This window comes from Chitinophaga sp. H8, assembly GCF_040567655.1.
In the GTDB taxonomy this organism is placed as follows: Bacteria; Bacteroidota; Bacteroidia; order Chitinophagales; family Chitinophagaceae; genus Chitinophaga; species Chitinophaga defluvii.
The window spans coordinates 1,343,148-1,358,017 of the sequence record NZ_JBEXAC010000002.1 but is presented as its reverse complement, the minus strand read 5'-3'; the positions used below and the strand labels follow the sequence as shown (position 1 = coordinate 1,358,017).

Genomic DNA, 14,870 nt, shown 5'->3' with positions numbered 1-14,870 from the left:
TTTTGAAAAACACAGGCTTATGAAAACATGGATCCCCAATCGCGTAGCCATTATCCTGTATGCCATCGTAATAGGCATCTTTGGCATCTTCCATTTTATGAATGCGGATATGATGGCGGGCGTAGTACCTATTCCCGGAGGTAAGGCATGGGTATACATTACAGGCCTATGCCTAATCCTGGCAGCCATTTCCTTTATCATCGGGAAAAAAGTAAGACTGGCAGGTTATCTGCTCGCGCTTTTTCTCCTGTTTATCATCCTGTCTATTCATGCACCCGGTGCGGTAAATGGTGATGTACAATCTACTACTGCTTTTCTGAAAGACCTGGGGCTGATGGCGGGCGCCATCCTGATCGCTAATATCTCCCCCGACTGATCCTGTAAGGAATCATAGGATACTGCAATAAAAAGAGGCTGTAAGACTACAGCCCCTTACTTTTTTTGACCATATCCTATGAAAACCATTTCAAAGGTAACCGCTGTAAACACTACTTTAAATGCCACTTCCCAAGTGCGCACTTTCCTTTCCTAAATGGTAGCATTTTACGAATAGCTGGTAATTACCCCCTGCTCCGTTTGTGGAAAATGTTGATCATCGTCTTTCATTAATCCTTATTTTCGCCCACTTCCGTTCCCCCGGGAACAGGAATGCAACCAACAAAAACTACCTGACATTTAAATCTATGAGAAGATTACAACGGTTTATGCCGGCTTGTCTGACCAGCCTGGCAGTTTTTTCATTATCATGGCATGGCCTGCATGCACAGGAAAAGAAAGACCTCACTTTTGAACAGATCTTTAAAGGTGCCAAAACGGCGCTGGCAAAGCCTTTACCGGCTATCATCAACTGGGCAGATGAAAACAGTTACCTGGAAATGCGGATGGATAGCAGTAGCCGTCGCTCACAAGCCTGGAAAATAGATGCCCGCACCGGCAAGGCTACTATTTACACCGCTCCGGTAGAGGGTCCTGCCGTAGCCATGCGCAATAAAGACATATTTTACCTGGCGCCCGGCAAACCGGAGGTAAGGCTGACCAACGATACCCTGGTAGAAAAAAATCCTACCCTCTCTCCGAATGGTAAATACGTGGCTTTTACCCGTAACAATGATCTCTATAGCGTAGAAATAACCTCCGGAAAAGAAACCCGGTATACCACAGACGGTTCTGATGTAGTGTACAATGGTTGGGCTTCCTGGGTATACTATGAAGAAATCCTGGGCCGCCCTTCCCGCTACCGCGCCTTCTGGTGGAGCCCTGATAGCAAACAGATTGCCTATATGCACTTCAATGATACCAAAGTGCCCATATTCCCGATCTACAGCGAAACAGGCCAGCACGGCTACCTGGAAAATACCCGCTATCCTAAAGCCGGCGACCATAACCCGGAAGTAAAACTGGGCATGGTACCCGTAACCGGTGGTAATACCGTATGGGCCGATTTTAATGAAAAAGATGACCAGTACTTTGGTACCCCTTACTGGAGCCCAGATGCAAAATCACTCTGGATCCAATGGATGCCCCGTGATCAGAACAACCTGAAAATATACAGCATAGACCCGCAAACAGGTAACAAAAAAGAGGTCTACGACGAAAAACAAAAAACCTGGATAGACTGGTTCGAAGACCTGCCCTTCCTGGAAAAAAATAAAGGCTTTATCATAAAAAGTGATAAAACCGGCTGGGCACACCTCTACTGGTACAACACAGACGGATCCCTTAAAAAACAACTTACCTCTGGCAACTGGACCGTAAACGATCTGGTACAGATAGATGAAAAGAACCAGGTAGTATACTTTACTGCCCGTAAAGAGGCGTCTACCCGCTTTGATCTGTATAAAGTAAGTATTAAGAATGGGACTGTTACCCGCCTTACCTTCGGTGATTACTACCATAGCATCAAACTGAGCCCCGGTGGCAAATACTTCATTACTACCTACTCCAACCTGTCTACTCCTACCAGAATGGCGCTGCTGGATAATAACGGTAAACTGATCCGTGAACTGGGCGACAGCAAAGGGCCTGAATTTGATCAATATAACCTGGCCATTCCTGTCATGCACTATTACAAAACCAGGGACGGACTGGAACTTCCCATGACCATTACCAAACCCCTGCATATGCAGGAGGGTAAAAAATATCCCGTGCTGATCAGCATTTATGGTGGTCCTAACGCGGGTACGGTATACGACAGCTGGAAACCTACACTCACACCACAATGGTGGGCACAGGAAGGGGTGATCCAGGTGGTTATTGATAACCGCGCCAGCGGCCAGCTCGGCAAAATGGGGATGAACTACATCCACCGCAAGCTGGGTATACACGAAATAGAGGATTATATGGATGCGGCCACATGGCTCCGTGCTCAACCATGGGTAGATGATACCAAAATCGCGATGACAGGGGGCAGCTTTGGTGGTTATATGACCTGTATGGCACTTACCTATGGGGCAGATGTGTTTAACTATGGGATGGCCAATTTCTCGGTAACCGACTGGCAACTGTATGACAGCCATTACACCGAACGTTATATGGATACGCCTGCCGATAATCCGGAAGGCTACAAGATAACCGCCGTAATGACGCATGCCGACAAATACAAAGGCCTGCTGAGAATAGTACACGGTACCATGGATGATAATGTACATATGCAAAACAGTATCCAGCTCATCGATAAATTGGAAAACCTGGGTAAGCACTTCGAATTTATGCTCTATCCCGGCGAAAGACATGGTTGGGGTGGCATCAAAAGTGTGCACTCTACCAATGAAGCAAACCGCTTTATCTATACTAATCTGCTGAATAAGCCTTTTCCGCAGCTGTTTATGCAGAAATAGACTTTATATTAACATAGCTTACGGGCTGGCTAAATTGCACTTAGCCGGCCCTTTTTTTGAGCTGTTAGCCCAATGCGAGGAGAGCTGCGAGTCGTGAGCCACAAGCTGCGAGCCCAAATGCAGCGAAAGATAGCTGTTTGTTGCCTGTTCCTTCCCCCTAATCATTGGCTGCATTTCAGCTAAAGGCTAAATTGCATAACAGAAAACGGCTGTTTGTTACACATTCCTTCTCTCCAATCATTCGCTGCATTTCAGCTAAAAGCTAACTGCTAACAGCTAATAGCTTAAGTATAGCCGAACATGGGTTGAAGCATAGTAAAGCCATAGTAAAAGCATAGATAAAGTACCTATATAGTATCCCAATAGTATCCCCCCATCGGTATAAAAGGTATAATGAGAGGCAGATTTACCACACAAGGGTAAGGAGAAAGTTATTTTGATGCCAGGCAATTCCCAGGCAGAGGGCAGAATAAAAGCAGGATAAGTGTACGGATGATAGGATGTTAAAATAGCACTTTTTCAGCAAATCCTGTAAAAAATTACTCACTGCAATTGGACTAAAAGCGCACTGTTTAAAAACATTTGCTGCATTTTAGCTCGCAGCTTATAGCTCGGGGCTCAAAGCTCTTTTCAAAAACCAGAGGTCCTAAAATAGAAACAGGGCTGCAAGACTACAGCCCCGAAAAATTTTAACCATATCTTTATTGAAAAACCTATAGTAAAGATCAACTAATTATACAGACAAATTCAGCTCATTTCAGTGAACGCTATATTTTTTCCAGGGAACGTAGCAAAAAAGAAGGTGAACGCATACACAGTAAAAACACTTTATGATATGTTTTCATGTGACGAGTAAATATCTATTGGGAAAACAACATTTATAGGGGTGTTTTTGCAGGAGTAGAAAAGAAAAAGGGTGGTAAGAATACCGCCCTTGTAATAATTTTAACCATATCCTATGAAAAACCTAATGCAAAGATATAGTAGTGATTTTTGCTTTTTAACCCATTTCCGTGAACGTTATAGAATTGTTCGTAAACACAGAATAATGGATTGGGAGTAATTATATTATCAATTATATTAAATTGATTTAATTAACTATTTAATAAAGAATAAATATAAAAGCGCTTTGCAGCCAGCAATAAACGCTGGTACAATTCAAACCTATTAAATTTATCACGCTATTCTCTTTCCATTTTCTACAATACGGTCTGGTTGTAGTAATACAATCTCCTTATTATCGCCAACCACTCCAAGTACCAGGCATTCAGAAAAAAAGTTAGCAATCTGCTTCACAGGAAAATTTACAACCGCTACTACCTGCTTGCCAATCAATGTCTCCTTTTCATATAATTGGGTGATTTGTGCAGAAGATCTTTTTACCCCTAATTCCGCCCCAAAATCAATTTCCAGCTGGAATGCCGGATTACGGGCATTTGGAAAGTCACTCACCTTTAATATCGTCCCTATACGCATTTGTACCTTTTCAAAATCTTGCCAGCTGATTGTTTCCATGATGTATTCCTTTTTAGTTTGCTATTGAGCAACTAATATAGGCATTGTACCACTTGTTTATGCCCACACAGCCGTAGTAAATGACGAATGCGGTTAATCCTCCGGACCAATAAAACAGATAATGTATGTTGAAGGAAATAAATAATAAAAAAAATAATACGGAAAAATAGTAGGGGGAAGGGTGAGAATATTACACTAAAGGGCACAAAAAAGGGCGGCAAGAATACCACCCTCAGAAATTTTAACCATATCCTATGAAAAACCTGAACCAAAGATATATGCTGTTTTTTGAACAACTAAATCACTTTTCGTAAAAGCTATATTTTACTTGGTAAACGTTAGATATAACCCCTTGTTAACATGCAGTTAACAAATACACCAGTATATCCGGAACAGTTGTCGGATAACCGCTTTTTTTCCGGTATTATACCCCGGAAAAAGCGGGAAAATGATGCAACAAACTGGCATAGTTATTGGTTATATATGTACAAATTTTAGGTTAAAAAATAGGTTAAAGCAAATCACCCAACCTTTCCAGGTCGGGTGATTTTATTTTTAATAACATATAATGCTTATTTACTCAGCTACTGTACTATCTGCCGGAGGGGCGGTAGCCGTACTGTCTTCCATGGTCACCGGACCACTTACGCTCAGTATTTTATAGTCGGAGAAGTCCTGATTGGATTCCATTCCATTAGCCCCCCTGATAGTATCGGTAGGGGTGCTGATCTTTACAGGCTTATAAGTATAAAAGATTTCCTTTTTGGAGTCCCAGTTCAGTTCGCTGCAATCCAGCCGTTTTCCCTGCTTGTTGATCACCACTACACTGTCTTTCAACAACACATTCCCTTCGTTTTCCCAATACTTCCCATATCTCGCCGTTACAGTGCTCTCTACCCCCAAAGTATCATTATAGATCAATACCCGCAATCCTTTTGTAAACTCTACAAAGGGAGGGGTACTCAGGTGCCGGTCCATTTTAGGGGCCATCAGCTTGGACCGTACCTTGCCCTGCTGACTGAAGATGGTTTCAATATCAACCCCTTCCTCAATAGCAGACTTTTTCTGATCCAGGTCCATAATGGCCTGCATATCGTTTTCACAACTACAGATAGTTACCGCTAAAAACGTATATGGGAGTATCTTTCTCAGCATCCTGGTAAAACTGGCATTATTGATTCCTGCCCGTAAAAATGGCTTAGTCGTATTTCTTCTTGATAAACCACCTGTCGTTCAAAGTAAAGCCCACGGAGAATTTATAGACTGCTTCTTTGAGTGCTGTTTTATTATCACCACGCTGTCCTGCCTCAAAAGCAATATTGATCGCGGTAAACTGATAAGAATAAGCCTGTCTGCGTACCGGTAATCCTAACCCTACCGTAAACCCTTTAATAGGCATATCTACACCATTCAGTTTTACGTAGTCGCGGCCATAATAACCACCCAGGCGGTAAGTAACCCGGCCCCAGTAGCCACCCATGCCATTGGCATTAGGGATCACCTGGCCTCCCAGGCTAAACTTCCAGGCATTCTGCACCGCAGAATCCGCTACACCATAGCTGCGGAACTGGTCCCACTGCGTAGTTGTAAAATCCGCGCCTATCATCCAGTTGCCCTCTTTACGCAACATGATACCACCACCCAGTTCCTGAGGGTAGATCGCTTTACCTTTGGCACCTTTTTCATAAAAAGCAGTATCCTGCGTATTATATTCATCTGAAGAAGCGTCATAATACAGGGTTTCCCGCATAGTTTCGCGGCGGGCAGTCAGATTTTGCTGCACACTTCCGGAAGCTCCTATCGTCAGGTCCAGCTCATCGCCCAACTTAGCTTTGTATTGCAAGCCCAGCTTATAGAAAAAGCTGCCATAAGTGTCACGGGTGCTATGTCTGGAAGGAAATATAAAATTGTTGAGCGGGTAAATAGCCTTGGTACTGTTTTGAATGCTTCCAAACAAATAACCAACGTTAGCTCCTACACTTAAATTCTTGCCAATACCAACACCGGTACCCACAAAAACCTGGTATAAACCGCCATTGCCCTCATATTGATTGGCTACCGGCAGCTTTAAAGTATCAAAAAAAGTCTTTTCTGTGTTCTGCAGGATATTGTAAGAAACCCGGGTTACGGGTCTTAATCCGATATTCATCCCCCAGTTCTTCTTCAACGGTATCCCCAATTGTAAATAGGAAAGTGTACCAAAACCGGAACTGAACCGGGTATCCTTGCTGGTAAGATTCTTAACACCGCCTTCTATCCCTATATCCAGGGTAGTAAGCAGTAAGTTGGAATAACTGGCAGGATTAATATAGTTTACTGATTGAGGATCGTTATAAGCTTGTGAAACGCCACCCATACCACGATTAATCGTATTTTGGTTGTTATTCATGTCGCCTAAGCCGTAGCGGGAATACGGAGAATTATCCTGGGCAGTAACATTACTTGCCGCCAGGAACAGTCCACCCAGAAGGCAAAGAATGCTAGCTTTTGTCCAATGCATTGAGTTCGAATATTGAATTTTAACCTTATATGCCGAATAAATACGGGTCTGCAAATATCTTATTTTTAAAGCGGGAAGCAAAAAAAACCAAAATCCCCCCTGTTAAAAGCACGTTAAAGTTCCCGGCTTATCTACCGCTAATCCCCTTCCACAGCGCATTTACAGATCGCCAATTTCTTTCATAAATACCTGTTTCAGGTATTTTTCCCAATAATTTTCCCATTCCTATATATCATCAGCTGATAAGTTCCTGAAATGCCCGTTCAGCTTCACTCTTTCCTTGAGCTTTTCCATCTCTGCCATCATCGGAATCACCTTGTGCAGGTGCCGTTTTAAATACTCCAGCCGCTGCACTTCATAAAAAAGATGCAGCAACTCGTACTCCTCCTCCTGGGATAACCCGGCATGATGAGCCAGATCATAGGCCGTCAGCTCCTCATCTCCCTTGCCGAACCCCTTATGCACCTGCAGAATGTTATGCAGCTCCCGTACAGCATGCAATACCTGCTGCCGCAACCTTTCATTGCTCTTTTCACTATTTACCGGATAACTGACAATAGCACCGGAATATAACTTCTCCGGAATGGTTTTGATGATCTCCAGCACCCGAAACACCTTCACACCCCTGGTACGGATATCCATCTCCCCGTTATCATACTCCTTTTCTACCTTCACCACCTCTACCAGTGTGCCATACTCCACAATCTTCTTATCTACCACCGCCGGAATACCAAAAGGCTTCTGCTCTGCCACGCACTCCCGGATCAACTGCTTGTACCTTGGCTCAAATACATGCAGGTTCAAATGTTCATGCGGGTATACCACCGTACTTAATGGAAATATTGGAATGAAATTAGTCATAGTGATACTAAATTAATACTTACTTCCCTGTTCTCTCACATACCACCCCAACTTATCCGGACTCACCGCACCCTTCTTGTGGAAACGGCCTGTTTGGAAAATTATTTTCTAGTTTTACGGCTCCAACAGGTACATGCTACATATTATAAAAATAATAACATTTATATTTGGCAGATGATTGGTAGCCAATTAGCTGTCATGAATAATACTGTCAGACAAACTTAATAAAAGATAACTTAAACCTATTGGCACCTACAACTTCCAACGAATGGCGCATATACTGATTGATTGTGAAAGAATGAAATACCCTAACACAGGACTTTACACGTACTGCCATGAGTTGGGACAAGCATTGCTCAAAAAAGCCGGTGAAGAACTGTGCTTTTATCTGCCTAAAAAGCTGGGGAAGCACTTTGGCACAACGCCGGATTATTTATGGCAAAGCTCTCTCCATAAATTTTACCTGCCGCACCAGCAACATTTTGATGTATGGCACAGTACCTACCAAACTTCTCCTTATCAAACACGCAGTACCCGTACCAGGAGAGTACTTACCATCCATGACCTGAACTTCCTGCATGAAGCCAAAAGCAAGGCCAAACAGGAAAAGTACATGCGCAGGCTGCAAAAAAATGTAAACCAGGTAGATCATATCGTTGCCATATCAGAATTTGTGAAGCAGGAAGTACACCAGCACCTGGATACAGGCAATAAACCCTTACAGGTCATCTATAACGGCACTACCGTACACGAATACCCCGGCTTCGATACGCCTGTATACAAGCCTACCCGCCCTTTTATATTTGCAATAGGAGTAGTGCTCCCTAAAAAAAACTTTCATGTATTGCCCTGCTTACTGAAAAACAACGACCTGGAGCTTGTCATTGCAGGACAGATTAATGAAGCCTACAAACAAAAGATCCTGCAGGAAGCAGCACTGCACGGCATATCAGACCGTATAAAACTACTGGGTGCTGTGCCGGCGGATAATAAATACTGGTATCTTAAAAACTGTTACGCTTTTGCCTTCCCCTCCCTGGCAGAAGGATTCGGACTGCCGGTAATTGAAGCCATGCATTTCGGGAAACCGATCTTCCTCTCCGACAAAACCAGCCTGCCGGAAATTGGCGGAAAAGAAGCCTACTATTTTAATAGCTTTGAACCAGAAAGCATGCAAAAGGTTTTTGAAGCAGGCATGCACCATTACCAAACGACACATCCGGCACAGGCTATCATCGACAGAGCAAACTTCTTTAACTGGGACGATACTGCGGCAGCATATCTTTCAGTATATCGCGGACTTATCAACTAAAATACATTCACACATTTAACTAATAAAAACATATGAATAACCGCGTAACCAGTGGATTCAACCCCAATTTGTTCCACCCCTTTTTCTTTGTCCGGAAAGGCTTGTACAAAGCCATCAAAAAATATGCGGGTGAATTACAGGGAGTACTCATGGATTTTGGATGTGGCTCAAAGCCTTACAAAGCGTTATTCAATGTAGAACAATATATTGGGGTGGATTATAACGGCGACGGACATAGTCACGAGAAAGAAGAGATTGATGTATTTTATGATGGTAAAACAATTCCCTTTCCGGATGCACACTTTGATGCAGTATTCAGTAGCGAGGTGTTTGAACACTTATTTAACCTGGAAGAAATTTTACCCGAACTAAACCGGGTAATGAAACCCAAAAGTAAAATACTCATTACCTGCCCTTTTGTATGGAATGAACACGAAGTACCCAATGACTATGCCAGGTACACCCAATTTGCACTGAAACACCTGCTGGAAAAGAATGGCTTTACGCTCCTGACAACAGATAAATCCGGCACCTTTATCACTACCATCTTTCAGATGATGGTGGTATACAATGTGCAATACATTTTACCCTTGTTTGGCTTCCTGATGAAAATATCTCCCATCAGATTTATATTGAAATTCTTGTTTATTTTGCTGCCCAATCTTACAGGTACCATCCTGAATGCATTATTGCCGAAGAAGCAGGACTTTTATCAAAATACAATTGTGCTAGCAGAAAAAAACTAACATGAAGGCCGTTTATACCATCTGTACACCCAGTCATATTGCAGAAGCTAAAACACTGATCACATCTGCATTAAATCATAATACTGATATCACAGCTTTTATATTCATATTTAATGCCGACAACTACGCAAAAGAAGAACTGAATAAATTTAATATATCCAACACCGTTATTATTGAAGAGCTTGGCCTGGAAAATTACGGGGCGATGCAATCAAGATATAATGCATTTGAATTAAGCTGCGCACTAAAGCCCTATCTCGCCGATTATCTCCTCCATAAAAAAGGATTTGAGCAGGTAGTATATTTCGATGCAGATATCTATGTAACAGCAGCTTTATCCAATGTATGGCAAGACCTCCAGACGAAAGATATTATCCTCACTGCACATATTAATGGTACCGTTATCTGGGAAAATGATGAGATCGCCCAAAAGGCCAGACGCGGCATACAAAGGAACATGCTCAGAGGAGGCGCATTCAACGGTGGCTTTTTTGCGCTGAATCGCACAGCTGGTACGCAAAAATTTCTTGCCTGGTGGAAAAATGTACTGGTAGATGGTGCATACAATAAGCCCTCCAAAGGTTTGTTTACCGACCAGTTATGGCTGATGCTGGTGCCCGTGCTTTTTAATGACCTGCTCCTTGCCAGCAAACATCCGGGCTATAATATGGCATACTGGAACCTGGATGAAAGAAAACTGAGGCAGGCGGATGGTAACTATCAGGTGTCTGCCGCAGACGGTACCACAGGGCCATTAATATTCTTCCATTTCAGCGGATATAAACTGGAAAATAAATCCATGATCTCCGTATATCACCCCAACCTGTATACTTTCCAGTCAAGGCCCGAACTGACCACACTTTTTAATGCCTACCAGACACAGCTGGCCGCGCATGGATACGAGGCATTAAAAGCCAGATATGCCCCACCTAAAAAGGGCTGGAAAAAACTGTTTGGATGGCGCAAATAGCATAGCATGCAAGAGAACAAGCGTTTCCAGTAAACTGATGGGATTCCAGGTTGGATGGCACAATAGCCTGCAAATGAACCGGGGGGCTATCTCAGCAGTTTATAATTTTTATAATCAAACAACCGTTTGCCTGTCCGCTTTTCTATCCAGTATAGCAATCCTTCTTTAAAAGAAAATTTCTTACGGCTGATATCAAAATCGAATTTCCAGTTCCTGCTGTTAATGCGTTGCTGCATCACGGCAGGATGCGTACCCTTAAACAGGGCCAGCGAATCAATACCGCTATAATCAAATGGTTCTGCTGCAGATTGTGGCACACCATTATCCCCATGATACAACTGGTGGCTGTTATTTAGTTTGCTGGCCTGCTGGCGCGGGTCTTTTACCCAACCATAATGATGGATACTGGCATCTACCCGCTTTACATGCAATTTCTGATCATGCTTACGGAACCCCTGCGCATCCCGGTAGGAGGCAATATTTTTATCGTTGCGGATAATCCTTATTTCTCGCTGATACCAGGTGCGGGAATCACCTACGTAATCATAGCTGCCGTAAAAATGAACATAGTTAAACAATAACCCTTCCACCTTTGGATCATCTTTATAACGGGCCATTGCCTTACGGATATTATCATAATCCTTTTCATGCACCACCTCGTCTGCCTGTATGTAAAAAGCCCAGTCTGCATCCGGACTCACCTCCTTAAAGGCTTTATCTGTTTCTACAGCCAATACACGGCCACCTTCCTTCAGGGTATCATCCCATACAGAATGTGTAATACGGATTTTAGGAGAATCAATAGACCGGATCAGTGCTTCAGTGCCATCATCTGAATTGCCCACACTTACAATCACTTCATCACATAAAGGTAGAATAGAACGGATGGCTTCTGTTACCGGGTAATCATATTTTACAGCATTCCTTACAAAGGTAAATCCACTGACTTTCATCTGATATCGTAGTTATTATAAAAGCAGCTGAATGGTTATGGCGCTGCTACCAATGCATGAAGGTAAATAAACATATCAACTTTGACAATAATACCTTAGTTTAAAGCCAGTTACTGCGTATTTTTGCAATTCACTACTCATGGAAAAAACAAGCATGTACCAGCAATATTTACCCGCACTGTTGAATGGTGATATAAAAGCGTTAGCCCGTTGTATTTCACTTGTAGAAAATGAAGCCACCGGTTATGAACAGCTTTTGGAACACCTCCCGGCTGCTGGCAATACCCGGGTAGTAGGTATTACCGGCCCTCCGGGTGCAGGAAAAAGTACGCTTGTCAATGCACTCATCAGTGAACTGCTAACGCAGCAAAAAAGGATTGCTATTGTTGCCGTAGATCCTTCCTCTCCGTTCAACTTCGGGGCATTGCTGGGCGACAGGATACGCATGAGCGACCATTTCAACCACCCCCGTGTATTTATCCGCTCCCTGGCCAGCCGCGGCGCACTGGGCGGACTCAGCTCCAAAATCATCGAAATCAGTGACGTTATTAAAGCCGCACAATTCGACTATCTGTTTATTGAAACAGTAGGAGTAGGGCAAAGCGAAGTAGAAATTGCAGGAGTGGCCGATACCACCATTGTGGTCGTGGTGCCCGAAGCCGGAGATGAGATCCAGACCATGAAAGCCGGCCTCATGGAAATTGCCGACATCTTTGTAGTGAATAAAGCCGACCGCGATAATGCCAATGATTTTGTAAAAAATCTGCGCCTGCTGGCACATAGCCGCCAGAAAGTGCAATGGGAGATACCGGTGCTTAAAACCATTGCTACCCAACAGGATGGTATACAGGCGGTGATAACAGCTATTGAAAAACATCAGCTTGTTACCTTAAAAGAACCCGGCAAACAATTGCTCCTGCTGGCAGAGAAAGCCTGGCAGCTGATCCAGCAAAGACGCATGAAAGACGTGGATAAAAAACAACTGCAGCACCACATCCGCCTGCTGCTGGACAAAAACAACTTTAACCTCTATCGTTTTGTAGCAACGTATAACAATATTACAAGGTAAGCATCCCTCCGCCAACATTACTGCCTCCTACCACCGGTTCATACCCACTATAAAACAAGAACCCGCTTACCATACCTGGCAAACGGGTACTATAAGAGTGTGTCAAAAGTAAGATATGTCGTCATTTAGCACAGCGCGCAGGCACTTAATCTGCGCCTGACACACCTGCCGCTATTCATGCTTGTTAATAATCCCATTCCGGATCAATATCTTCATCACCTGCCGCTTCAGGGAAATATTCCTGGTAGCAGTTTCTTCTCCTTGCTTCACATGACGGTAAGCGGCAAATACCGTCCGGTAATCCAGCACGCCCAACAAATGTTTGTGGTTATCTGCCACCACAATAGGCAAAATATCCTGCTGATGCCCGGACATAATATCCACAGCATGACGTAAAGAGGTTTCTTCCGGCACTACCAATGCATTGGTATTGGTAATGTAAGTCACCGCGGCCTGCTCCGGAGATGCCGGGTCCAGTACATCTTCCGTTTTAACAATCCCTACCAGCTCTTCATTCGCATTTACCACAGGATATGCTAATGAATGTGCGCCTAACTTATTTTCGTACATCCACTGGCGTAACTCACCGATAGTGTTCTCTTCACTCACCATAATAATATCCGGTAACATCGCTTCTTTTACCTGTACACTTTCCAGCAGGTCAGGTTTATAGGTATGAGGAGTAATGATACCACGGCGTGCTATTTTCTCCGTCATGATCGTATTCTTCATCAAAAAGAAGGAAATAAAATAAGAAGCAACACAGGCACATACCAATGGCAATAAAGTATCTGCATCGCCCGTAGTTTCCAGTGCAAAAATAACTGAGGTAAGCAATGCCCTTGCTGCACCGGCAAACATAGCCGCCATTCCAACTAATGCTGCTACGGAAGGATTGATCACTACAGATGGGAAAATAGCCTGCAGGATAATCGCGGTCAGGATACCTAAGGCACCTCCCATCGTTAATAATGGCGCCAGGGTACCTCCGGAAGTGCCACTCCCAAGTGAAAACGCCCAGGAAATGAATTTCATCACGCTCAGCACAAACAACATGTGCAGGGTTACATTAGCAGATAAGAGATTGTTGATATTGAAATAACCCACCCCCAATGTTTCAGGCGCATAATATCCTACCAGCCCCACAACCACACTACCGATAGCCGGCCACCACATCCAGTGCACAGGGATCTTTTCAAAACCATCTTCAATAGCATATACCGCTTTGGTAATAAGTGCTGCCAGCAGCCCTATAATAATACCTATCACCGAATACATCAGCAGGGCCAGGTTGCCCGCTGCCGGAACATCCGGGAGAATAAATACAGGAGCGCCCCCCCAGAACCAATGGTGAAAGGCCGCCGAGGTAATACAACCCAATATTACCGGGATAATGCTCCTGGGAGAAAATTCAAATAATAACAGCTCTATCGCCAGGATAACTGCTGCCAGCGGGCTGCCAAAGATACAGGACATACCTGCTGCTGCACCTGCGGCCAGTAATATCTTCCTTTCCGTGGCCGTAATCCGTAAAATCTGTCCTATAAAGGACCCCAAGGCTCCACCGGTAGCTATAATGGGGCCCTCAGAGCCAAATGGGCCGCCTGTACCAATAGAAATGGCTGCCGACAAGGGCTTGAGAAAAGTGATGATAGGCTTTATCTTGCTTTTATTGACCAATATCTGCTCCATAGCTTCCGGTATGCCATGCCCACGTATGGCTGCAGACCCATACCGGGCCATGATCCCGATGATCACGGCACCAATAACCGGTACCAGTACCACCAGCCATCCCAGCTGATTGTGTAGGGGAGTGGCTTCCTCCACAGAAAATTTGCCGTAAAATGAAAGATTGGTGATCAGGTTGATCAATAACAACAACCCCTTTGCGATAATACTGATCACAGCAGCATTGGCTACTGCTAAAACAGACAGATAAAGCACTCTCCCTGCATTAAAACTGGCAGGAGGCTCCATGTGCGCAGCCGCCAGTGCAGGATCCATTGATGGCGACACAGGAATGCCTGCCCTCGAAAATGATCGGAAAATATTTTGCATCTGCTATAAAATATAATATGGTAAGAACGTCTGAAACAGTGGTGTATAT

General features: G+C 43.9%; 12 protein-coding genes. 6 read left to right on the top strand and 6 right to left on the bottom strand.

What is annotated here, in order from left to right:
• The first annotated feature begins 19 nt into the window (after positions 1-19).
• Together ABR189_RS19420 and ABR189_RS19415 are read left to right on the top strand one after the other, a co-directional pair.
• Positions 20-376 carry a hypothetical protein gene (locus ABR189_RS19420; protein ID WP_354662131.1) on the top strand — a complete coding sequence of 119 codons (357 nt, stop codon included), beginning with the start codon at positions 20-22 and terminating at the stop codon, positions 374-376.
• Positions 377-683: 307 nt separating this feature from the next.
• Positions 684-2,837 (top strand): S9 family peptidase, encoded by a 2,154-nt coding sequence (locus tag ABR189_RS19415; RefSeq protein WP_354662130.1) that lies wholly within the window; start codon positions 684-686, stop codon positions 2,835-2,837.
• Between the two features lie 1,176 nt (positions 2,838-4,013).
• On the opposite strand, the gene ABR189_RS19410 is transcribed toward ABR189_RS19415, so the two are convergent.
• From ABR189_RS19410 to ABR189_RS19395, 4 genes are all read right to left on the bottom strand, one after another.
• Positions 4,014-4,352, bottom strand: a complete 339-nt coding sequence (locus tag ABR189_RS19410; RefSeq protein ID WP_354662129.1) for a tRNA-binding protein — start codon at positions 4,350-4,352, stop codon at positions 4,014-4,016.
• 576 nt (positions 4,353-4,928) lie between these two features.
• On the bottom strand, positions 4,929-5,444 hold the full coding sequence (lptC, locus tag ABR189_RS19405; protein ID WP_354662128.1) for an LPS export ABC transporter periplasmic protein LptC: 516 nt from the start codon (positions 5,442-5,444) through the stop codon (positions 4,929-4,931).
• Between the two features lie 106 nt (positions 5,445-5,550).
• Complete coding sequence (gene bamG, locus ABR189_RS19400; protein ID WP_354662127.1) at positions 5,551-6,852, bottom strand: BamG family beta-barrel-assembly machinery protein; 1,302 nt, start codon at positions 6,850-6,852, stop codon at positions 5,551-5,553.
• Between the two features lie 225 nt (positions 6,853-7,077).
• Positions 7,078-7,713, bottom strand: a complete 636-nt coding sequence (locus ABR189_RS19395; protein WP_354662126.1) for an LON peptidase substrate-binding domain-containing protein — start codon at positions 7,711-7,713, stop codon at positions 7,078-7,080.
• A gap of 268 nt (positions 7,714-7,981) precedes the next feature.
• Here ABR189_RS19395 and ABR189_RS19390 point away from each other — a divergent pair, with 268 nt between their 5' ends.
• From ABR189_RS19390 to ABR189_RS19380, 3 genes are read left to right on the top strand one after another with little or no spacing between them, the layout of a single operon-like run.
• Positions 7,982-9,025, top strand: a complete 1,044-nt coding sequence (locus ABR189_RS19390; RefSeq protein WP_354662125.1) for a glycosyltransferase family 4 protein — start codon at positions 7,982-7,984, stop codon at positions 9,023-9,025.
• A gap of 32 nt (positions 9,026-9,057) precedes the next feature.
• Complete coding sequence (locus tag ABR189_RS19385) at positions 9,058-9,771, top strand: class I SAM-dependent methyltransferase (protein ID WP_354662124.1); 714 nt, start codon at positions 9,058-9,060, stop codon at positions 9,769-9,771.
• A gap of 1 nt (position 9,772) precedes the next feature.
• Positions 9,773-10,741 (top strand): hypothetical protein, encoded by a 969-nt coding sequence (locus ABR189_RS19380; protein WP_354662123.1) that lies wholly within the window; start codon positions 9,773-9,775, stop codon positions 10,739-10,741.
• A gap of 86 nt (positions 10,742-10,827) precedes the next feature.
• Here the strand turns inward: ABR189_RS19380 and ABR189_RS19375 are convergent, their stop codons facing one another.
• Complete coding sequence (locus tag ABR189_RS19375; protein WP_354662122.1) at positions 10,828-11,694, bottom strand: glycosyltransferase family protein; 867 nt, start codon at positions 11,692-11,694, stop codon at positions 10,828-10,830.
• Between the two features lie 139 nt (positions 11,695-11,833).
• On the opposite strand from ABR189_RS19375, the gene meaB reads away from it, so the two are divergent.
• The gene (meaB, locus tag ABR189_RS19370; protein WP_354662121.1) at positions 11,834-12,763 is read left to right on the top strand and encodes a methylmalonyl Co-A mutase-associated GTPase MeaB; all 930 of its coding nucleotides are present in this window, start codon (positions 11,834-11,836) and stop codon (positions 12,761-12,763) included.
• A 171-nt stretch (positions 12,764-12,934) separates the two neighbouring features.
• Here meaB and ABR189_RS19365 read toward each other — a convergent pair whose 3' ends face one another.
• Entirely contained in the window at positions 12,935-14,821 is a 1,887-nt protein-coding gene (locus ABR189_RS19365; protein WP_354662120.1) for a chloride channel protein, read from the bottom strand.
• Between the last annotated feature and the right edge of the window lie 49 nt (positions 14,822-14,870).